This is a genomic window from Rhizobium sp. 18055, from assembly GCF_902706285.1.
In the GTDB taxonomy this organism is placed as follows: Bacteria; Pseudomonadota; Alphaproteobacteria; order Rhizobiales; family Rhizobiaceae; genus Rhizobium.
Genome location: NZ_CACSKD010000006.1, coordinates 158,161 through 178,585, shown reverse-complemented (window position 1 = coordinate 178,585; position 20,425 = coordinate 158,161). Strand labels below are relative to the sequence as shown.

General features: G+C 61.4%; 18 protein-coding genes. 8 read left to right on the top strand and 10 right to left on the bottom strand.

Translation table 11 applies throughout. The annotated features are described in order from the left end of the window. Nucleotides 1-112 precede the first annotated feature (112 nt). Nucleotides 113-751, top strand: coding sequence for a LysE family translocator (locus tag GVL52_RS13195; protein ID WP_160007731.1), 639 nt, complete (start codon nt 113-115; stop codon nt 749-751). A 29-nt stretch (nt 752-780) separates the two neighbouring features. Here the strand turns inward: GVL52_RS13195 and ispG are convergent, their stop codons facing one another. From ispG to GVL52_RS13180, 3 genes are all read right to left on the bottom strand, one after another. Next, nucleotides 781-2,034: a flavodoxin-dependent (E)-4-hydroxy-3-methylbut-2-enyl-diphosphate synthase gene (gene ispG, locus GVL52_RS13190; protein WP_160007729.1), complete on the bottom strand. Its 1,254-nt coding sequence runs from the start codon at nt 2,032-2,034 to the stop codon at nt 781-783. 97 nt (nt 2,035-2,131) lie between these two features. Then, nucleotides 2,132-3,325, bottom strand: a complete 1,194-nt coding sequence (locus GVL52_RS13185; RefSeq protein WP_160007727.1) for an MFS transporter — start codon at nt 3,323-3,325, stop codon at nt 2,132-2,134. Nucleotides 3,326-3,392: 67 nt separating this feature from the next. Then, nucleotides 3,393-4,175: a DeoR/GlpR family DNA-binding transcription regulator gene (locus GVL52_RS13180; RefSeq protein ID WP_160007725.1), complete on the bottom strand. Its 783-nt coding sequence runs from the start codon at nt 4,173-4,175 to the stop codon at nt 3,393-3,395. A gap of 238 nt (nt 4,176-4,413) precedes the next feature. On the opposite strand from GVL52_RS13180, the gene GVL52_RS13175 reads away from it, so the two are divergent. The 3 genes from GVL52_RS13175 (at nt 4,414) to GVL52_RS13165 (ending at nt 6,745) form a co-directional block, all read left to right on the top strand. Beyond that, the gene (locus GVL52_RS13175; RefSeq protein WP_160007723.1) at nt 4,414-5,187 is read left to right on the top strand and encodes an amino acid ABC transporter substrate-binding protein; all 774 of its coding nucleotides are present in this window, start codon (nt 4,414-4,416) and stop codon (nt 5,185-5,187) included. Between the two features lie 119 nt (nt 5,188-5,306). Beyond that, entirely contained in the window at nt 5,307-5,987 is a 681-nt protein-coding gene (locus GVL52_RS13170; protein WP_160007721.1) for an amino acid ABC transporter permease, read from the top strand. Further along, a complete protein-coding gene (locus GVL52_RS13165; protein WP_160007719.1) occupies nt 5,984-6,745 on the top strand; it encodes an amino acid ABC transporter ATP-binding protein in 762 nt (253 codons plus the stop codon). The genes GVL52_RS13170 and GVL52_RS13165 overlap by 4 nt, the downstream gene beginning before the upstream one ends. 287 nt (nt 6,746-7,032) lie before the next feature. Here GVL52_RS13165 and pyc read toward each other — a convergent pair whose 3' ends face one another. Together pyc and GVL52_RS13155 are read right to left on the bottom strand one after the other, a co-directional pair. Next, nucleotides 7,033-10,497 (bottom strand): pyruvate carboxylase, encoded by a 3,465-nt coding sequence (pyc, locus tag GVL52_RS13160; protein ID WP_160007717.1) that lies wholly within the window; start codon nt 10,495-10,497, stop codon nt 7,033-7,035. Nucleotides 10,498-10,612: 115 nt separating this feature from the next. After that, nucleotides 10,613-11,356, bottom strand: coding sequence for a LuxR family transcriptional regulator (locus GVL52_RS13155; protein ID WP_160007715.1), 744 nt, complete (start codon nt 11,354-11,356; stop codon nt 10,613-10,615). Between the two features lie 330 nt (nt 11,357-11,686). Between GVL52_RS13155 and GVL52_RS13150 the strand changes: the two genes are divergently transcribed. Continuing rightward, nucleotides 11,687-13,450, top strand: coding sequence for a glucan ABC transporter ATP-binding protein/ permease (locus tag GVL52_RS13150; protein WP_160007713.1), 1,764 nt, complete (start codon nt 11,687-11,689; stop codon nt 13,448-13,450). Nucleotides 13,451-13,604: 154 nt separating this feature from the next. On the opposite strand, the gene GVL52_RS13145 is transcribed toward GVL52_RS13150, so the two are convergent. Then, complete coding sequence (locus GVL52_RS13145) at nt 13,605-14,075, bottom strand: nucleoside deaminase (protein ID WP_160007711.1); 471 nt, start codon at nt 14,073-14,075, stop codon at nt 13,605-13,607. 133 nt (nt 14,076-14,208) lie between these two features. Here GVL52_RS13145 and GVL52_RS13140 point away from each other — a divergent pair, with 133 nt between their 5' ends. After that, nucleotides 14,209-14,562, top strand: coding sequence for a VOC family protein (locus GVL52_RS13140; protein WP_160007968.1), 354 nt, complete (start codon nt 14,209-14,211; stop codon nt 14,560-14,562). A 168-nt stretch (nt 14,563-14,730) separates the two neighbouring features. Further along, the gene (locus GVL52_RS13135; protein ID WP_160007709.1) at nt 14,731-16,617 is read left to right on the top strand and encodes an MFS transporter; all 1,887 of its coding nucleotides are present in this window, start codon (nt 14,731-14,733) and stop codon (nt 16,615-16,617) included. A gap of 69 nt (nt 16,618-16,686) precedes the next feature. Here GVL52_RS13135 and GVL52_RS13130 read toward each other — a convergent pair whose 3' ends face one another. Continuing rightward, a complete protein-coding gene (locus GVL52_RS13130; protein ID WP_160007707.1) occupies nt 16,687-17,448 on the bottom strand; it encodes a phosphatase PAP2 family protein in 762 nt (253 codons plus the stop codon). A 116-nt stretch (nt 17,449-17,564) separates the two neighbouring features. Further along, nucleotides 17,565-18,677, bottom strand: coding sequence for a 3-isopropylmalate dehydrogenase (gene leuB, locus GVL52_RS13125; protein ID WP_160007705.1), 1,113 nt, complete (start codon nt 18,675-18,677; stop codon nt 17,565-17,567). A 176-nt stretch (nt 18,678-18,853) separates the two neighbouring features. Between leuB and GVL52_RS13120 the strand changes: the two genes are divergently transcribed. Next, nucleotides 18,854-19,786: a pyridoxal-phosphate dependent enzyme gene (locus GVL52_RS13120; protein ID WP_160007703.1), complete on the top strand. Its 933-nt coding sequence runs from the start codon at nt 18,854-18,856 to the stop codon at nt 19,784-19,786. A 10-nt stretch (nt 19,787-19,796) separates the two neighbouring features. Here GVL52_RS13120 and GVL52_RS13115 read toward each other — a convergent pair whose 3' ends face one another. Then, nucleotides 19,797-20,150, bottom strand: coding sequence for a type II toxin-antitoxin system RelE/ParE family toxin (locus tag GVL52_RS13115; RefSeq protein ID WP_160007701.1), 354 nt, complete (start codon nt 20,148-20,150; stop codon nt 19,797-19,799). After that, the gene (locus GVL52_RS13110; protein WP_244619167.1) at nt 20,150-20,389 is read right to left on the bottom strand and encodes a CopG family ribbon-helix-helix protein; all 240 of its coding nucleotides are present in this window, start codon (nt 20,387-20,389) and stop codon (nt 20,150-20,152) included. Before GVL52_RS13110 ends, GVL52_RS13115 begins: the two co-directional genes overlap by 1 nt. Nucleotides 20,390-20,425 lie beyond the last annotated feature (36 nt).

Sequence of the window (20,425 nt, the reverse complement as noted above, 5' to 3'; positions counted from 1 at the left end):
AGATTCCCGCGCATCTTCGAGCCGCAATCCCTTGCCGAACGTCAAAAATCGCGCTTAGAAATGGCCAGCAGCGCCGCCCTATGGATTGCGGCCGGCCGAACAGAGACGCGCCATGCACGACACGCTGAGTTACCTGCCGCAGATCCTTCCCGCCTATATCGCCTATATCGTCGCGGTGATCAGCCCCGGCCCGGCCATCATGGCGATTATCTCGACCTCGATGGTCCACGGCCGCAGGGCCGGCATGACGCTCTCGCTCGGCATCTTCGCCGGCTCCTTCACCTGGGCCTGCGCTGCCGCCCTCGGTCTGGCGACGATCCTGCACACATACGCGATTGCGCTGGAGATTCTGAAGGTCTTCGGCGGCCTCTATCTGCTCTATCTCGCCTACAAGGCGTTCAAGGCCGTGCGCGCCAACGACGACATGCCGCAGGCGACCACGCAGAAGAGCCTGTCGACCCGTGCCCTGCTGCTGCGCGGCTATGGCATCCACGTCACCAATCCGAAAGCGATTTTTGCCTGGCTGGCGATCATTGCGCTCGGCATGCCGCAGGGTGCGCCCGCCTCGGTGGCCGGCCTGATCGTCGGCATCTGCCTGACGACCGGTTTCATCGTCTTCATGGGCTATGCCGTGCTGTTCTCAACGCCGCGTGCGCTAAAGATCTATCGCAGCCTGCGCCGCTGGATCGAAGGCACGATGGCAGCCTTCTACTGCTTCGCAGGCCTGAAGCTGCTGACCAGCCGCATCTGATTTTGATCTGAGCGAAACGGCAGCGCGGATTACTCCGCTGCCGTCCTGCTCTGGCCAAAGCGCTTTTCGATATAATCGGCGACCAGCGCCTCAAAATCGCCGGCGATATTGGGACCGCGAAGCGTCATCGCCTTCTGCCCGTCGATATAAACGGGTGCCGACGGGCTCTCACCCGTACCCGGCAGCGAAATGCCGATATCGGCATGCTTGCTCTCGCCCGGACCATTGACGATGCAGCCCATGACCGCAACGTTGAGCGCCTCGACACCCGGATACTTGTCGCGCCACACAGGCATGTTCTTGCGCAGGTCGTTCTGGATGTTCTGCGCCAGTTCCTGAAACACCGTGGACGTCGTACGGCCACAGCCGGGACAGGCCGCGACAACAGGAATAAACTGGCGGAAGCCCATGACCTGCAGGATTTCTTGCGCCACCTGCACTTCGCGGGTCCGGTCACCATTCGGCTCCGGCGTCAGCGACACGCGGATCGTATCGCCGATGCCGTGCTGCAGCACATAGCTCATCGCCGCCGACGAGGCGACGATGCCCTTGGTGCCCATGCCGGCTTCGGTCAGCCCGAGATGCAGCGCATGATCGGAGCGCTCCGACAACATCGAATAGACGGCGATCAGGTCCTGCACCTGGCTGACCTTAGCGGACAGAATGATGCGGTTGCGTGGCAGTCCGATCTCTTCGGCCAGATTGGCCGAGATCAGCGCCGATTGCACGATCGCCTCGCGGGTGACCTGGCGTGCCGACAATGGTGAGCCGGCTGCCGAGTTCTGGTCCATCAGCGCGGTCAGCAGTTCCTGATCGAGCGAACCCCAGTTGACGCCGATACGCACCGGCTTGTCGTAGCGGATCGCCATCTCGATGATGTCGCCGAACTGCTTGTCCTTCTTGTCCTTGAAGCCGACATTGCCGGGATTGATCCGGTATTTTGCCAGCGCCTCGGCGCAATCGGGATGATCGGCCAGCAGCTTGTGGCCGATATAGTGGAAGTCGCCAACCAGCGGCACATCCAGTCCGAGACGCAGCAACCGGTCGCGGATCCGCGGCACGGCGGCGGCACTTTCGTCGCGATCGACGGTGATGCGGACCAGCTCCGACCCGGCCTTGAACAGCGCGGCCACCTGGGCGACGGTCCCATCGATATCGGCCGTATCGGTGTTGGTCATCGACTGGACGACGACAGGCGCACCACCACCCACGATGACGCCGCCGACATCAACGGCAACGGACGCGCGGCGCGGTTTCGGATCAAAATCACTGGCAGAAGACATGAAGAGCGCTTGAACCCTTAAGTTACGTGCCTTTCAGGTGGATCATGACCGTCCGCTTGTCAACCCGCAGCATCCATCACTTTGTGTCGCGGCGAGCTCACTGACCGTCGCCGGAAATACCATCGGCATAGCGCGCCAGATTGGACAAGGCGAGCACGACCAACAGCAGCACCGGCAACGCCATGAACACGACCGAAAAGCCGACATGCTCGGCCACGAAGCCGATGGCGGATGGCGCCACCAGCATGCCGGAATAGCCCATCGTGGTGACCACGGAGAGGCCGATACCTGCCTTCAGATGCGGGATATTGCCGGCAGCCGAAAAGGCGATCGGAACCATGTTCGAGATGCCGACGCCGCAAAGCGCAAAGCCGAGGATGGCAATTTCCGCACCTGGCGCAAAGGCCGAGACCAGCATGCCGGCAATCGCAAACAGCGTGCAGATCCTCAGCGTCTTGACCCCGCCGAGCCGGTCACGAACCAGATCGCCGCCAAACCGCATGGCTGCCATCGTCAGCGAGAAGGCGGCAAAGCCGAAACCCGAGAGCGCGACGGAAGCGCCGAGTTCCTCACGCAGATAAAGCGCGCCCCAATCAAGCACCGCACCTTCGGGAACCATCGAGAACAATGCCATCAAACCCAGCAGCCACGGCAGCGGCACCAGCGGCAGCCGCGTCTTTTCCTTTTTGGTATCCGGATGCGGCTGGTCGGCAAACAGCATGCTCCAGGCGACGATAAGCACGACGATTGCAAGCAGCGTGGCGATCCCGGCATGCCAGAGCACGCCGAGATTGGCGATCAGCAGCCCGCCGAGACCGGCGCCGATCAGGCCACCCAGGCTCCAGAACGCATGACACGACGACATGATCGCCCGCCGCATCGATTGCTCGACCGCAACGGCATTGGCGTTCATCGAAACGTCCATGGCCCCCATGAAGCCGCCGAACAGGAAGATCGCCACCGCTGCGGTGAACACGTTGGGCGCCAGCGTCAATGTCAGCAGACCCGGCAGCAGGCAGATCGCGGTGATCTGCACCACACGCTTCGAGCCATAGCGCGCAATCTGCGCGCCGGCGATCGGCATCAGCGTCAGCGAACCGATCCCCAGCACGAGGATCATCAGGCCGAGCTGAAACTTGTTGAGCTGCAGGCGCTCGGCGAACTCGGGGATCTTAGGTGCCCAGGAGCCCACCATGAAGCCGTTGATCAGGAACAGCAGCGAGACCGCTGCCCTGTGTCTGTTGATGAGGCCGCTTCTGGCGACCGGCACCGTGTTTACGTGATTGTCCATGTCTCTTCCCATTGGGCCTGAAGCCACTGGCATTGGCACTCCCGCCCGACGCCCGATTGAATTCTGTCTATGCCGCACCGCCGGCAACGATCGTCCGGCAGCCGCGCTCCCGATAATGGATCAGCATCTCCGGGTCGGCATCGCGCTCGACCACCAGGCATTGGCAGTCGGAAACGGAAATTACGCCATGTGGCGCCGCGGTCCCGAACTTGTCGGAGGTGGCGGCAACCAGCACCTGCCGGCTCTTCAACGCCACGAAGCGCTTGAACTCGGCATCCTCGAAACCGAACACCGTCACCCCGGCCGTCAGATCGACGCCACAGACACCGAGAATGCAGAGATCCGGCGACAGCGATTCCATATCGCGCATCGCCTTGGCGCCAAGCGCACCCCCGACCTGCCGGTCGACCAGACCGCCGACGAGGATGACATTGACCAAGGGCTTTTCGAGCAGCGCCGCGGCAATCGCCGGTGCGTTGGTCACGGCGGTCAGCGCCATATCGATCGGCAATGCCGCCGCAATCGCCAGATTGGTGCTGCCGGCATCGAAGAACACCGTCGAGCCGGGCACGATCTGCGCGACGGTGGCAATCGCCAGCGCCTGCTTGCGATCACGCGCCACCGTCGCCCGGTGAGTAAGACTTCCACCGGCCGGCGAGATCGGCAGAGCACCGCCATAGACGCGCTCGCAAAGACCGGCGGCCGCCATTTCGCGAAGGTCCCGCCTGACCGTATCCTCGGAGACGCCGAATTCGGAAGCAAGCTCGGCGGCCAGCACGCGGCCATGGGCCATGAGCTTCCGCGAGATCGCATTTTGTCGCTCGCCCAGGAGCATTTCGTTCGCATTCATGCCGGTTCTGCCTAGCTGCACGCCAAATCGATGACAACACGTATAAACATGCACAAACATGCAAGCAAGTGGGTGCCGGCACACGTTTTCTGGCAAACTGAAACAGTCCGCGCCGAATTCGTGATAAATGAGAAAAATATTCGCACTTGCCGATTTTATTTGCAGTTTTCGACGCATCAAGGCATCGGCTTTTCTGCGATTTTCCACCCATCGAACATCTGGTGAATTGGATAGACACATGAACCTCCTGAAGACGCTTGCCACCGCCGCACTGCTCCAGGCCGCAGCCCTGATGCCGGCGCTGGCCGGTGAAAATCTCGCCGCCGTCAAATCGGCAGGCGTGCTGAAGATCGGCACCGAAGGCACCTACGCACCGTTCACCTTTCATGACACATCAGGCAAGCTCGTCGGTTTCGACGTCGAGATCGGTGAAGCGGTCGCTGCCAAGCTCGGCGTCAAGGCCGAGTTCGTCGAGGGCAAGTGGGACGGCCTGATCGCGGGTATCGATGCCAAGCGCTACGACACGGTCATCAACCAGGTCGGCATCACCGACGCACGCAAGCAGAAGTATGACTTCTCCGACCCCTACATTGCCTCCAAGGCGGTGCTGATCGTTGGCGCAGGCGACGACAGCATCAAGTCGTTTGCCGATCTCAAGGGCAAGAAGTCGGCACAGTCGCTGACCAGCAATTTCGGCAAACTCGCCGAACAATCGGGTGCGGAACTCGTCGGTACCGACGGTTTCGACCAGTCGATCCAGCTGGTGCTGACCAAGCGCGCCGATGCCACCATCAACGACAGCCTGTCCTTCCTCGACTTCAAGAAGCACAAGCCGGATGCTCCGGTGAAGATCGTAGCGCAGGAAGAAAATGCCGATCACTCCGGCATCATCATCCGCAAGGGCGAGCCGGAACTTGTGGAAGCGATCAACAAGGCGCTGGCCGAGATCAAGGCCGACGGCACCTACAAGACGATTTCCGACAAGTATTTCGGCCAGGACGTCTCCAAGTAAGGTCTTCGACCAACGCCTTCCCAGGGGCGGTTTGCCGCCGCCCCGACATCCTCTATATCTGCTTGATAAAGCGTTCAGCGAAGCCTCGCTGAACGCCTCTTTCATTGAGGAACACGCCCGTGCCGCACTGGCTTCAATTGATGGCGGATTCGCTTGTGCCCCTGCTGTGGGCCGGGCTGATCTTCACCATTCCGCTGACATTGCTGTCGTTTGTCCTCGGGCTCACCCTTGGCCTGATCACCGCCATTGCCCGGCTGTTTGGCGCCGCACCCTTCGTCGCCATCGCGCGCTTCTACGTCTGGGTGATCCGCGGCACGCCGTTGCTCGTGCAGTTGTTCGTCATCTTCTACGGCCTGCCCAGCATCGGCATCCTGCTCGACGCCTTCCCGGCAGCCCTCATAGGCTTCACGCTGAATGTCGGCGCCTACAGCTCCGAAATCATCCGTGCCGTCATCTCCTCGGTCCCCAAGGGCCAGTGGGAGGCCGCCTATTCGATCGGCATGAGCTGGCGTCAGGCGATGATCCGTACCATTCTGCCGCAGGCCACCCGCGTTGCCGTGCCCCCCCTCTCCAACACCTTCATCTCGCTGGTCAAGGACACCTCGCTGGCAGCCGCGATCACCGTACCGGAACTGTTCCAGGCCGCCCAGCGCATCGTCGCCACCACCTATGAGCCGCTGATCCTCTACATCGAGGCGGCGCTGATCTATCTGGCGCTGAGCTCCGTCCTGTCGGCGCTGCAGGTCAGGCTGGAGCGCCGCTTCGCCCGCTACGGCGGCATGCTGGAGGCAAACGCATGATCGAGCTTCAAAACATCGAAAAGCGCTTCGGCGACGCCGTCATCCTGAAGGACATCAGCATCCGCATACCCGAGGGCAACGTCACCGCCCTCGTCGGCCCGTCCGGCGGCGGCAAGAGCACGCTGCTGCGCTGCATCAACCTGCTGGAGATCCCGACCGCAGGAACGATCCATCTCGGCGACGAGACACTGACCTTCAAGCCCGGCCAGAAAACCAGCTGGCCGGCGATCCAGAAAATCCGCCGGCAGACCGGCATGGTGTTCCAGAACTTCCAACTCTTCCCGCACCAGACGGCGATCGAAAACGTCATGGAAAGCCTGGTGACCGTGCTGAAATGGCCAAGGCAGAAAGCCCGCGACCGGGCGATGGAACTGCTGACCAAGGTCGGCATGGCCCACAAGGCCGACGCCTGGCCATCGACGCTGTCAGGCGGCCAGCAGCAACGCGTGGCAATCGCCCGCGCGCTGGCACCCTCGCCGCGCGTGCTGCTCTGCGACGAGCCGACCTCGGCGCTCGATCCGGAACTGTCGGCCGAAGTGGTCGATGTCCTCGGCCGCCTCGCCAGCGAAGGCACGACCATGGTCATGGCAACGCATGACCTTCGACTCGCCTCGAAGATCGCCAACGACGTGGTGTTTCTGGAAGCCGGAAGCGTGGTCGAGACCGGCAGCGCCAGGAACATCTTCACCGCCCCGGAACGCGAGCGCACCAAACGCTTCATCTCGACGATCAACGCCGCCCACACCTACGATATCTGATGGGCGGCCTCGTGAGATCATCGCACTTGCGCGGCGTTCTCAGCCACTGTTCCGGGCGCCCGGTCACGTCGAGACAACCGACATGTTGCAGATCCTCGGGACAAGCCCGAGGATGACGGCGGAGGGTGGGATTCCGTGATTAAACAATTGAGATTGTTACGTTAATTAATTCTCGACGTCATCCTCGGCCTTGTGCCGAGGATCTAACCACGTCGACCAGAACGCAACATCGCGGATGCCCTATCCGGTGGCAGGGCGCCGCATCACGCGGCACCCGTCAAGTCACCTCAGCCCGCGTACGTCACAAGCAGATCCTTGGCGTCGATCTGGTCGCCGGCCTTAACGAGAACTTCGGCGATGGTGCCGTCCTTCTCCGCGTGGATCGCCGTTTCCATCTTCATCGCCTCGATCGATACCAGCACGTCGCCGGCGCTGACCGTCTGGCCGGCGGAGACGAAGGCGCGCGAGATGACGCCCGGCATCGGCGCGCCGACATGCGCGACATTGCCCGGCTCCGCCTTGCGGCGCGCAGCCGCACCGGTGGCGCCATGGGCGCGATCCGGAACCTTGATGCGACGCGGCTGGCCATTGAGTTCGAAGAACACCGTGACCATGCCCTGGCTATCGGTGCCGCTCATCGCCTGGTTGACGATGACAAGCGTCTTGCCCTTTTCGATATCGGCAAACAGCTCGGCACCGTCAGGCAGGCCGTAGAAGTAGGACGGCGTCGGCAGCACTGAGACCGGGCCGTAGGTGTCGGACGCCAGCGCGAAGTCGGTGAACACCTTCGGATACATCAGGTAGGAGGCGAACTCGAAGTCGTTGACCGCGCGCTCCAGCTTGGTCTCGATCGTCTTGCGCTCGGCATCGAGATCGGCATCCTCGAGCAGCGAGCCCGGACGAACCGTATAGGCGGCCTCGCCCTTCAACGCCTTCTTCTGCAGCGCTTCCGGCCAACCGGACGGCGGCTGGCCCAGGTCGCCCTTCAGCATCGAGACAACCGACTCAGGGAAGGAGACTTCCTTGTCGGGGCTGATGACGTCGGCAACGGATAGATCCTGGCTCACCATCATCAGCGCCATGTCGCCGACCACCTTGGAGGACGGCGTGACCTTGACGATATCGCCGAACATCTGGTTGGCATCGGCATAGGCCTGCGCCACCTTGTGCCAGCGGGTCTCCAGCCCGAGCGAACGGGCCTGTTCCTTGAGGTTGGTGAACTGGCCACCCGGCATTTCGTGCAGGTAGACTTCCGACGCCGGACCCTTGAGGTCGCTTTCGAAGGCCGCATACTGGTTGCGCACCGCTTCCCAATAGAAGGAGATGCGGCGGATCCATTCGGGATCGAGGCCCGGATCGCGCTCGGAGCCGCGCAGCGCCTCGACGATCGAGCCGAGGCAAGGCTGCGAGGTGTTGCCCGACAGTGCATCCATCGCGGCATCGACGGCATCGACGCCGGCATCGACAGCCGCGAGAACAGTCGCGGCGGCGATGCCCGACGTGTCATGCGTGTGGAAATGGATCGGCAGACTGGTGGCTTCGCGCAGCGCCTTGAACAGCACCGTGGCAGCCGCCGGCTTCAGCAGGCCCGCCATGTCCTTCAGCGCGATGATATGCGCGCCGGCCTTTTCGAGCTGCACGGCGAGGTCGGTATAATACTTCAGATCGTACTTCGGACGCGCCGAGTTCAAGAGATCTCCGGTGTAGCAGATCGCCGCTTCGCAGAGCTTGTTCTCTTCGGCCACCGCATCCATCGACACGCGCATGTTTTCCACCCAGTTCAGGCAGTCGAACACGCGGAACAGATCAATACCGCCCTGCGCCGCCTGGCGGACGAAGTATTTGACGACATTATCTGGATAGTTCTTGTAGCCGACGCCGTTGGCACCGCGCAGCAGCATCTGCAGCAACAGGTTCGGAGCGGCTTCCCGCACCATCGACAGACGCTCCCACGGATCTTCCGTCAGGAACCGCATCGACACGTCGAAGGTCGCACCGCCCCAGCACTCGAGCGAGAGCAGGTTCGGCAGCGCATGCGCATAGGTGCCGGCGATGCGGGCGATGTCGTAGGTCCGCATGCGGGTGGCGAGCAGCGACTGGTGGCCATCGCGCATCGTCGTGTCGGTCATCAGCACGCGCTTTTCATTGCGCATCCAATCGCCGAACTTTTTCGGGCCGAGTGTGTCGAGTAGCTGCTTGGTACCGTCCTTGATGCCCGACCCGTTGGTGTAGGGCACAACAGGCGCGGCAGCATCCGCCGTCGGCCTTGGCCGGTCCTTGGCTTCGGGGTGGCCGTTGACGGTGACGTCGGCCAGATAGGTGAGCAGCTTGGTTGCACGGTCCTGGCGCTTCACCTGCTGGAACAGCTCCGGCGTCGTGTCGATGAAGCGGGTCGTGTAGGTGTTGTCCTTGAACTTCGGATGCGTGATGATCGCCTCCAGGAAGGTCAGGTTGGTGGCGACGCCGCGGATACGGAACTCGCGCAGCGCACGGTCCATGCGGGCAATCGCCTCAGACGGGTTCGGCGCCCAGGCCGTCACTTTCACCAGCAGCGGATCGTAATAGCGGGTGATGATCGCACCCGAATAGGACGTACCGCCATCGAGGCGGATACCGAAGCCAGACGCCGAACGATAGGCGGTGATGCGGCCGTAATCCGGGATGAAGTTGTGCTCCGGATCTTCGGTGGTGATGCGGCACTGCAGCGCATGGCCGTTGAGGCGGATGTCTTCCTGCTTGGGAACGCCCGATTCCGGCGTGCCGATGGCAAAGCCGTCGAGGATATGGATCTGCGCCTTGACGATATCGATGCCGGTGACGACTTCGGTGACCGTGTGCTCGACCTGGATGCGCGGATTGACCTCGATGAAGTAGAATTTGCCGGTATCGGCATCCATCAGATATTCGACGGTGCCGGCACCGACGTAATTGGTCGCAGCCGCGATCTTCAGCGAATAGGCGGCCAGTTCCTGGCGCTGCGCTTCGCTGAGATAGGGAGCAGGCGCACGCTCGACGACCTTCTGGTTGCGGCGCTGGATCGAGCAGTCGCGCTCGAACAGATGCACGACATTGCCATGCGTGTCGCCGAGCACCTGGCTTTCGACATGGCGGGCACGCTCGACCAGCTTTTCGAGATAGACCTCGTCCTTGCCGAAGGCGGCCATCGCCTCGCGCTTGGCTTCGACAACTTCGCGGGCAAGGTCCTTCGGATCGCGGATGGCGCGCATGCCGCGCCCACCACCGCCCCAGGAGGCCTTCAGCATAACGGGGTAGCCGATCTCCTCGGCCATGCGGGCGACTTCGGCCACGTCGTCAGGCAGCGGGTCGGTGGCAGGCACCACCGGCACGCCGACCGAGATCGCCAGATTGCGCGCGGCCACCTTGTTGCCGAGCTGGCGCATCGTATCGCCGCGCGGACCGATGAAGATGATCCCGGCCTCTTTGCAGGCATCGACGAATTCGGGGCTTTCCGACAACAGGCCGTAGCCCGGATGAATGGCGTCGGCGCCGGACAGCTTGGCGACGCGGATCACTTCCTCGATCGACAGATAGCTCTCGATCGGCCCGAGATCGCGGGCCAGATGCGGGCCGCGGCCGACCTGATAGCTCTCGTCCGCCTTGAAGCGGTGCAGCGCCAGCTTGTCTTCCTCTGCCCATATCGCCACCGTTTTTATGCCCAGCTCATTGGCTGCGCGAAACACGCGAATGGCAATTTCGGAACGGTTGGCGACAAGGATCTTCGAAATGGGCAATGCAGTCTCCTCACGGCATCGAAACGGGCAATGCTGCACCCGCGAAGAAGAGTCTTAACGCGCTGTCACGGAAAGTTCAATTTCCCCGACCACTCCCAAATCGAATTTCTTCAAACTAGGTAATAAGCCCATGCCGGAAAGCAACTGCCACGGCATGCTGCCGGTTCTTGGCCTTCAGCTTGTCCTGCAGACCGTTCATGTACCAATCGACCGTATGGTTGGAGATCTGCAATTGCTTGCCGATCTCCACGGAGGTCATCCCCTCCGCCAGATACTGCAGGATTTCCATTTCACGCCGCGTCAGCCGCGTATCTGCACCGGGCAAATCCTCGAGCGCCACGCCCTCTTCGCCACGAAGCTCGAGAAGACGCCAGAACGCCTTGCGTGCGATCGCATCCAGCAGAGAAATCTCGACCGGCGAGAGATCGACCGACCTGCCGCCGATTGTCATGTAGCCAAGGACGCCACTTCGGCCGTGGATCGGAAAAATGTACCCTTCCTTCAATCCATGGCCGGCAGCAGCCGACATCATCTGCTCCAGGCGCCGGTAATGCGGATCCTTGCGAAATGCCGCCAGACTGTCTCGCCAGCGGAACGGCCGTTGCGCATGTGCGAGATAGCGGATCGTCGGATCGCTCAGCATGTATTTCTTGGTGATATAGACCTGCGCCCACCCTTCCGGCCATTGGCCGACAAGCACCGAACCGACCAGATCCTCGCTATGCTTGGGATACTTGAGAAGTCCGTAGAACTCGAACCCATATGACAGGATAACATGCTTCAGCTCATCGACGACCGATTCCGCTTTCCGGCACTCTTCAAGAACGACAAGTAATTGAATTAAAGAATGAATATTCACTAAAATGCCCCCATCCCGTACCAGGCTTTTTAAGTGAAGCCGCCACGCCGGGATACGCCCCGATAGCAAACGGTTATCGTTGCAATTTAAAACTGAGTTCAGAATATCTGTTTATGGTGTGCCAGTCTGGCACCACAACGCAAGTGATAATTGTAGGGCCTTTTTATTTCACTAAAAATCTTCACGACATCTGGCCTTTCGCCTTGGAAAAAACGCCGCCGCGCGACCGCCGGAATCCAACAATGAATGCGCTGTTAATCGCCGGTTCAGATAGAATTTTGTAGCATTGCAACATCCGCTATTTCGCAGATGCACAAAGAGGTAATCGCCGTGTCGCTATTCAAGGTCTATGCAAGAGCTTTGCGCTATCTTGGCGCATACAAGTTCCGCGTATCCCTGGTCGTTATCGCGAACATCGTACTCGCCGCGATCACAATCGCCGAGCCGATCCTTTTCGGTCGGATCATAGATGCCATTTCGGGCAAAGGTGAGGTCAAGCCGATCCTCTTCATGTGGGCGGCCTTTGCCGTCTTCAACACCATTGCATTCGTGCTGGTCGCCCGCGAGGCAGACCGGCTGGCGCATGGTCGTCGTGCAACGCTGTTGACGGAAGCCTTCGGTCGCATCATCTCGATGCCGCTCTCCTGGCACCATCAGCGTGGCACGTCCAATGCCCTGCATACACTGCTGCGCGCTTGTGAAACGCTGTTCGGCCTCTGGCTCGAATTCATGCGCAATCACCTCGCAACCGTTGTCGCTATCCTCATCCTGATCCCGACGGCAATGTCGATGGACATGCGCCTTTCCGGCGTGCTGGTCGTGCTCGGCGCCGCCTACTGGCTGATCGGTCGTCTCGTCATGAGCCGCACCAAGGATGGCCAGGCGTCGGTCGAAAACCACTACCACACGGTTTTCTCGCATGTCAGCGACTCGATCAGCAACGTCTCGGTGCTGCATAGCTACAACCGCATCGAAGCCGAAACCAAGGCACTGCGCTCGTTCACCGAACGCCTGCTGCAGGCCCAGTATCCGGTTCTCGACTGGTGGGCCCTTGCCGGCGCGATGAACCGCATGGCTTCGACCGTCGCCATGATGATCATTCTGGTCATCGGTACGGTCATGGTTCAGGCCGGAGAGCTGCGCATCGGTGACGTCATCGCCTTCATCGGCTTTGCCAACCTGCTGATCTCGCGTCTCGACCAGATGCGCCAGTTCGCAACGCAGATTTTCGAAGCCCGTTCCAAGCTTGAGGACTTCTACACGCTCGAAGACTCGGTCCGTGAACGCGAAGAGCCTGCCGGCACTGCCGACATCAAGGACGTCAAGGGCGAAGTCGAATTCCGCAACGTCTCGTTCCGCTTCGGCAACACCGCGCAGGGCCTGCACAACGTGTCCTTCACCGCCAAGGCTGGCCAGACGGTTGCAATCGTCGGCCCGACCGGCTCCGGCAAGACCACGATGATCAACCTGCTGCAGCGCGTCTATGACCCGGACAGTGGCCAGATCCTGGTCGATGGCCACGATACGACCAAGGTGACCCGCAAGTCGCTGCGCCGCTATATCGCTACCGTGTTCCAGGATGCCGGCCTGCTCAACCGTTCGATCAGCGACAACATTCGCCTCGGTCGGGAAGGCGCTTCGGATGAAGACATGCGCCGTGCAGCCGAAGCTGCCGCTGCTGCAGACTTCATCGAGACCCGCGAAGACCAGTACGACACCCATGTCGGCGAACGCGGCAACAGGCTCTCGGGCGGCGAACGCCAGCGTGTGGCCATCGCCCGCGCCATCCTCAAGGATGCGCCGATCCTGGTACTCGACGAAGCGACCAGCGCGCTCGACGTCGAAACCGAAAACCGCGTGAAGGCTGCGATCGACAATCTTCGTCAGAACCGCACCACCTTCATCATCGCCCACCGTCTATCGACGGTTCGCGAAGCCGACAAGGTTCTCTTCCTCGACAACGGTCGCGTCGTCGAAGAAGGCAGCTTCGATGAACTCAGCCAGAGCAACGGCCGCTTCGCTGCCCTGCTGCGCGCCTCGGGCATCATCACGGACGAGGAAGTCCGCAATGCCCACGCGACGGAAGCTGCCTGATCAAGGCGAGCCTGACAATCGATCGAAGCCGGATGGTTCTGCCATCCGGCTTTTTTCTTGTTCGACAACGACATACGACCAGGCGACGGCTGCCGCGTCCAGAAATCGCCGCAACGTCAAACGGGCTCTGATCAAGGTGTCCTCAGCCGAGGATCTAAACCTTGCCGAGATGCTTCGGCCAGAATTGCTGATGGACTGCGGCGGCCTCGTCTTCGAGGTTCGGGCCAACCACGGTGACGATGCGCGCGCCGGTCTGCAGCACAGCCCGGCTCGGCACATTCAGCCCGATCCCGGCAATCTCGCCAAGCCGTACTTCGGAGCACGCAAACACCATCCGCCCGATGCCCGACCAATAGATCGCCCCGGAGCACATCGCGCATGGCTCCGTGCTGGTGTAGAGCGTGCAATCAGCCAGAAAGGCCGTGTCGTAGTGCTGGGCCGCCAGCTTGACCAGGTTCATCTCGGCGTGGTTGGTCATATCGTGGCCGGTGAAGACGCTGTTTTCGGCGCGCAGGATGACGTCACCGTCCTTCACCAGCAACGAGCCGAACGGTTCGTCGCCGCGGTCTACCGCGGATTTCGACAGCGCGATCGCCTCGCGCAAAAACGGCTCGTGATTTTCCATCGGAGTCTCCCAGATAGCTTGAAGCGGAATGATCTTGTCTGGAAGCGGAGGCATTTCCAAGGGGGTGCAAACCGGATTCGAGATTGCTGCAACCATCATCCTTGATCATCCAAGACGAACCTCGGGAGGTCTCATGCAGGTCAGACGAATCGTAGCCAATATCCAAACCGCCGATCCCGCCGCCGCGAAGGCCTTCTACCAGGACATCCTTGGGCTTGACCCGCTGATGGATCATGGCTGGATCGCCACCTATGGCTCCGGCCGGGAGATGCCGGTGCAGATCAGTTTCGCCAGCGAAGGCGGCTCGGGAACACCGGTGCCGGGATTGTCGATCGAAGTCGATGACATCGACGAAGCCTTTTCAGCCATGAGCGAGGCTGGCTTTGAAATCACCTATAGCCCGGCCGATGAGCCCTGGGGTGTGCGCCGACTCTATGTCCGAGATCCCTTCGGAACGCTGATCAACATCGTCTCCCACAGAAGCTGAATGGCCAACCGGCGCAAGGCGTTAGACTAAAGTCATAATCCCAAAGCCGCTCTCCGTAACGGATCACTTTTCTGTCACAGTCCCGTCGGGCGAACCGCGACCAGGGGTATGCTTTGAGGAGAGTATGGTCGCGCGCCGCGTTTCATATCAGTCTGTGGAGGACAGAACATGTCACATGTCGCAAGCGTCGCCGGCGCAAAAGCCGGGCCGATGACGTCGGAGGAGAAGAAGGTCATCTTCGCCTCCTCGCTCGGGACCGTATTCGAATGGTACGATTTCTATCTGTACGGGTCGCTCGCCACCTATATCGGCGCCACCTATTTCACCCAGTATCCGGAAGCCACCCGCAACATCTTCACGCTGCTCGCCTTTGCGGCAGGCTTCCTGGTGCGCCCGTTCGGCGCCCTGGTCTTCGGCCGCCTCGGCGATCTCGTCGGCCGCAAATACACCTTCCTGGTCACCATCCTGATCATGGGCATGTCGACCTTCCTGGTCGGTATCCTGCCCGGCGCCGCCACCATCGGCATCGCCGCCCCGATCATCCTGATTGCGCTGCGTATGCTGCAGGGCCTGGCGCTCGGCGGTGAATATGGCGGTGCCGCCACCTACGTGGCCGAACACGCGCCCAACGGACGCCGCGGCTACTTCACATCATGGATCCAGACGACGGCCACGCTCGGCCTGTTCCTGTCACTGATCGTCATCGTCAGCGTCCAGTTCATGATGGGCAAGGAAGCCTTCGCCGCCTGGGGCTGGCGCATTCCGTTCCTGGTCTCGGTCGTGCTTCTCGGCGTCTCCGTCTGGATCCGCCTGAAGATGAACGAATCGCCCGCATTCCAGAAGATGAAGGCAGAAGGCAAGGGCTCGAAAGCACCGCTCACCGAAGCCTTCGGGCAATGGAAGAATGCCAAGATCGCGCTCATCGCCCTTCTCGGTGCCACCATGGGCCAGGCCGTCGTCTGGTATGGCGGCCAGTTCTATGCGCTGTTCTTCCTGCAGAACGTCCTGAAGGTCGATCTGCAATCGGCCAACATCATGGTGGCCATCGGCCTTATCCTCGGCACGCCGTTCTTCGTCGTCTTCGGCAGCCTCTCCGACAAGATCGGCCGCAAGCCGATCATCATGGCCGGCCTGCTGATTGCGGCCGTCACCTATAATCCTTTGTTCAAGGCCATGACCTGGACCGCCAACCCGGCACTTGCCGAAGCCCAGGCATCGATCCGTGCCACGGTGACGGCAGATCCGGCGGATTGCAAATTCCAGTTCAACCCGACCGGAACCTCGAAGTTCACCAGCTCCTGCGACGTGGCAACGGCGTTCCTCACCAAGAACTCGGTGCCTTACGATGTCGTCGCCGGCCCTGCCGGTCAGCCGGCAACCGTCAAGATCGGCGATGAAACCATCAACAGCTTCGATGTCATCGCCGCTGGCGACAAGGCAAAGGGCCTGACGGCAGCCTTCGAGAAGAGCGCCAACATCGCCCTTCATGATGGCGGCTACCCGCTCAACCGCGGCACCATCAAGGTTCCGGATGCCAAGCTCGACGCCTTCATCGCCGCCAATCCGGAGCTTGCACTGAATGCCGAGGCAATCCGCGCCGGCACCAAGGATACGATGCCTGCCGACAAGCTGGTCGCAGGCAAGCTTCTGACGGCAGATGAGGCAAAGGGCGTCACCGACATGGCGGTCTACACCGTCGCCGGCGGCGGTACCTTCGCCATGGCGGCGGACCCTGCCCGCGTCAACTGGATCGGCACCATCGCCATCCTGTTCGTACTCGTGCTTTACGTGACGATGGTCTACGGCCCGATCGCGGCCTTGCTGGTCGAACTCTTCCCGACCCGCATTCGCTACACCGGCATGTCGCTGCCCTACCACATCGGCAATGGCTGGTTCGGCGGCCTGCTGCCGGCAACGGCCTTCGCGATGAGCGCGGCCACAGGCGATATCTATTTTGGCCTCTGGTACCCGATCATCTTCGCAGCGATCACGCTGGTCATCGGCCTGATCTTCCTGCCGGAAACCAAGGATCGCGACATCCACGCCATGGATTGAGACGACCGACCACCGTCAACATCGACCCGGCGCTCGAAAGGCGCCGGGTTTTTCATATGTAGCGAAGGTTCAAAGAAGACGGCTGAGCCTGGGCGTCGGCCAGCCGCCATCGCGGCCGATCGAAAACACCAGCCCGAAGCGCGCAAACAGGATCGACGTGGCGAACGCCATCCATGCCCCCAACGCAAGACCGGCGGCAACATCGCTCGGATAATGCACGCCGACAATGATGCGGGTGGCTCCGAGCCAGAGACCGATGCCGATAAAGCCAAGCCGAAAGCGCGGGAAAAGCAGGGCAAGCGCCACGAACAGCGCACCGATGTTGGACGAGTGGCCGGAGGGGAAGCTCTGGTGCAGGAAGTCCATGTTGAACGGCGCGAAGCTGAAGATGCCCTCCTGATCATAGATCAGCGGCCGGGCCCGGCCGATCGCATACTTGAGGACATTGGCGACGATGGCGGTGAACAGAACGGAGAGGCCGACATAAGTCGTCATCTGCGCGAAATAGACCACGCGGAACCGGGTGCGCACCTTCCACAGGCGGCGCCGGACGAGATAGCCGGTGGCGAAGACCGTGCAAAGAGCGGCAGAAATCCAGGCGAGCCTGCCAATGTCGGTAATGTCGCCGGCAATCGTGACAAGCGGCTGTGCCAGCTCCCTGGCGGCGATACCGAGCGGCCGATCGAACACGAAGAAGGCGATAGCCACCGCATTGATCGCCGAAAATGCAAAGCCCTTCCAGGGAACGCGCCGATGGATCGTGCGCCGCGCCTGATAGCGCTTCTTCAGATAGCTCCAGAAACTTGGGGCCTGCTCGACAGTCTCGCTCATTCCGCTCCCACTTTTTTCAATGCAGGATGGAGATAGGGGCGGTGGCATCGACCTTCAAGCAAAGGCCCTGCGCATCAGCTGATGCGAAGGGCCAAAAGCGTGTTTCACGTGAACTATCAGGCAGAAAGCGACTTGAACTCGGCCAGGATTGCCTCGCCCATTTCAACCGTGCCGACCTTCGTGGCGCCGTCGGCCATGATGTCCGATGTGCGGATGCCCTTGTCGAGGACGTTGGCAATCGCCTTCTCAAGGTTGTCGGCTTCCGTCACCATGTTGAACGAATAGCGCAGGCACATGGCAAACGAGGCGATCATCGCGATCGGGTTGGCAATGCCCTTGCCGGCAATATCAGGAGCCGAGCCATGCACCGGCTCGTAGAGGGCCTTGCGCTTGCCGGTCTTGCCATCGGGCGCACCGAGCGAAGCGGACGGCAGCATGCCGAGCGAACCCGTCAGCATGGCGGCAACGTCGGACAGCATGTCGCCGAACAGGTTGTCGGTGACGATGACGTCGAACTGCTTCGGCGCACGCACCAGCTGCATGCCACCGGCATCCGCCAGCATATGCTCAAGCTGGACGTCGGAATACTTGGCCTTGTGCGTCGCGGTCACCACCTGGTTCCACAGCACGCCCGACTTCATGACGTTGCGCTTTTCCATCGAGCAGACGCGGTTGCCGCGGGTGCGGGCCATCTCGAAGGCAACGGCGGAGATGCGCTCGATCTCGTATGTGTCATAGACCTGCGTGTCGATGGCGCGCTTCTGGCCATTGCCGAGATCGGTGATGGTCTTCGGCTCGCCGAAATAGACGCCGCCGGTCAGTTCGCGGATGATCAGGATATCGAGGCCTTCGACCAGCTCCGGCTTCAGCGACGAGGCATTGGCCAGCGCCGGGTAGCAGATCGCCGGGCGCAGGTTGGCGAACAGTTCGAGATCCTTGCGCAGGCGCAGCAGGCCGGCTTCCGGGCGCACTTCGTAAGCGACATCATCCCACTTCGGGCCGCCGACGGCACCGAACAGCACCGCATCGGCTGCCAGCGCCTTCTGCATGTCCGCCTCTGAGATCGCCGCGCCGTGCGCATCATAAGCGCTGCCGCCAACCAGACCTTCGTCGGTGGTGAAACCGGCAGACATCTCTTCGTTCATATAGGTGATGATCTTGCGGACCTCGCCCATGGCCTCGGGACCGATGCCATCGCCAGGCAGCAGGAAAAGATTGCGCGTCGTCATGGAAATCCTCCGGGAAAAACAAGTTGCGGCTTATTAGACCCCGGCAACAGCTATTTCAAGCGAGCAACGGGCCGTTTCGGTACGGTTGGCACCACAGTCGCTCAATCGGCATGAGTTGACCCGCCCGCATACGCAGGTAACAAGAAACCACCGTGACAACGATCTGGAAATCGCCAATGCCCGCCTCTCCCCTCCATCTCGACACACCGCTGTTTCGCACCCAGCCAAGCTATAGCGCCAGCAACAAGCCGCTCTGGCTGAAACTCGACGCGCTACAGCCATCAGGAAGCTTCAAGCTGCGTGGCATCGGCAGGCTGTGCCAGCACGAGGTGGAAAACGGCGCCAGGGAAATCTTCTGCGCCTCCGGCGGCAATGCCGGCATTGCCGCTGCCTATGCCGGCCGCGCGCTCGGCATCCCGGTCACCATTATCGTGCCGGAAACGACCTCCGAGGAGGTCCGCCAATCGATCGCTGCCACCGGCGCCACCGTCCTCGTTCACGGCTCGGTGTTCGACGAGGCCAACGCCCATGCGGTGACGCTCGCAGAACAGCGCAAGGCCGCCTACGTTCATCCCTTCGACCACCCGCTGCTCTGGGAAGGCCACGGTACGCTGATTGATGAAGTGGTGGTCGAGGGCGCCGAATTCGACTGCGTGATCGCCAGCGTCGGCGGTGGCGGCCTGATGGCCGGCATCGTCGCCGGCCTGAAGCGCAACGGACTGTCCGATGTGCCCGTCATCGCGGTGGAAACCGAAGGCGCCGCTTCCTTCCACGCCAGCCTTGCGGCCGGCGAACGCATCACCCTTCCCACCATCACCTCGATCGCCAACTCGCTCGGCGCCCGTCAGGTCGCCCGGCACGTCTTCGACCTGCCAAAGCAACACCCGATCGAAAGCGTCACGGTCACCGATGCGCAGGCTGTCGCTGCCTGCCTCAAATTCGCCGACGCCTACCGCATCCTGGTCGAACCCGCCTGCGGCGCCGCATTGGCCGTGGCCGACGCTCACCCGGACATCCTCGCGCGCTTCAAAAATCCGCTGATCGAGGTCTGCGGCGGCATCGGCGTATCGCTGGAGAAACTGAAGGTTTGGAGGGAGCAGTTGCTCTGAGGCAAATCACTTAGGACTGAGGCTTGGCCGCGTCATCGTCACTTTCATCCTGGCCTTCTTCATCATCGACATCCCGCAGTTCGGCAGGCGCCAATGCATCCTTCTGGCGCCCGTCTCGAATGGCTGCAATTTCGATGATGCCATCCCGCTCGCGGATCGTGAGCACCAAAGGCGGCATGCTCACCTTCCGCGTTCCTTCCAGAATGCCCTTCTCGCTCATCCGGGGAAACGACGATAGAAGCGCCTTCAATTTTTCCAGGCGACCTATAAGGTGCCTTGCTGCGGCAGGATTCACGTCCGCTAACGCCGCGATTTTCGCTAGAAACCAGCGCTCCGCGCTCCTTGATAAGCGGACAAGCCGCATTAGCCAGCCCGGCGTTGCCGGCGTTCAGCGGCATCGACGATCATTCGGGCCTTCTCCAGCACGTCATCCAGATCGACACCCTCGCCGCGATCGAGCTCGTCCAGCCCCTGAGCATCGCGAAGAATGTCGATACCCTCATGTTCGATATACTGCTTGAGGGCCTTCTGCATGACCCAGCTGCGATCACGATCGAGCACCTGGGCGATGTGATCGAATGTTGCGACGAGATCTGTCGACAACCTCAAGGAAACCTGCGTTTTTTCTCGGCCGGGCAT

Coding starts and splice junctions, on each gene's coding strand:
- GVL52_RS13165 (WP_160007719.1), top strand. CDS start 5,984: ATGATCGAGCTTCAAAACATCGAAAAGCGCTTCGGCGACGCCGTCATC.
- ispG (WP_160007729.1), bottom strand. CDS start 2,034: ATGTCTTCTGCCAGTGATTTTGATCCGAAACCGCGCCGCGCGTCCGTT.
- GVL52_RS13130 (WP_160007707.1), bottom strand. CDS start 17,448: ATGAGCGAGACTGTCGAGCAGGCCCCAAGTTTCTGGAGCTATCTGAAG.
- GVL52_RS13140 (WP_160007968.1), top strand. CDS start 14,209: ATGCAGGTCAGACGAATCGTAGCCAATATCCAAACCGCCGATCCCGCC.
- GVL52_RS13175 (WP_160007723.1), top strand. CDS start 4,414: ATGAACCTCCTGAAGACGCTTGCCACCGCCGCACTGCTCCAGGCCGCA.
- GVL52_RS13185 (WP_160007727.1), bottom strand. CDS start 3,325: ATGGACAATCACGTAAACACGGTGCCGGTCGCCAGAAGCGGCCTCATC.
- GVL52_RS13145 (WP_160007711.1), bottom strand. CDS start 14,075: ATGGAAAATCACGAGCCGTTTTTGCGCGAGGCGATCGCGCTGTCGAAA.
- leuB (WP_160007705.1), bottom strand. CDS start 18,677: ATGACGACGCGCAATCTTTTCCTGCTGCCTGGCGATGGCATCGGTCCC.
- GVL52_RS13120 (WP_160007703.1), top strand. CDS start 18,854: ATGCCCGCCTCTCCCCTCCATCTCGACACACCGCTGTTTCGCACCCAG.
- GVL52_RS13115 (WP_160007701.1), bottom strand. CDS start 20,150: ATGCGGCTTGTCCGCTTATCAAGGAGCGCGGAGCGCTGGTTTCTAGCG.
- GVL52_RS13195 (WP_160007731.1), top strand. CDS start 113: ATGCACGACACGCTGAGTTACCTGCCGCAGATCCTTCCCGCCTATATC.
- GVL52_RS13135 (WP_160007709.1), top strand. CDS start 14,731: ATGTCACATGTCGCAAGCGTCGCCGGCGCAAAAGCCGGGCCGATGACG.
- GVL52_RS13180 (WP_160007725.1), bottom strand. CDS start 4,175: ATGAATGCGAACGAAATGCTCCTGGGCGAGCGACAAAATGCGATCTCG.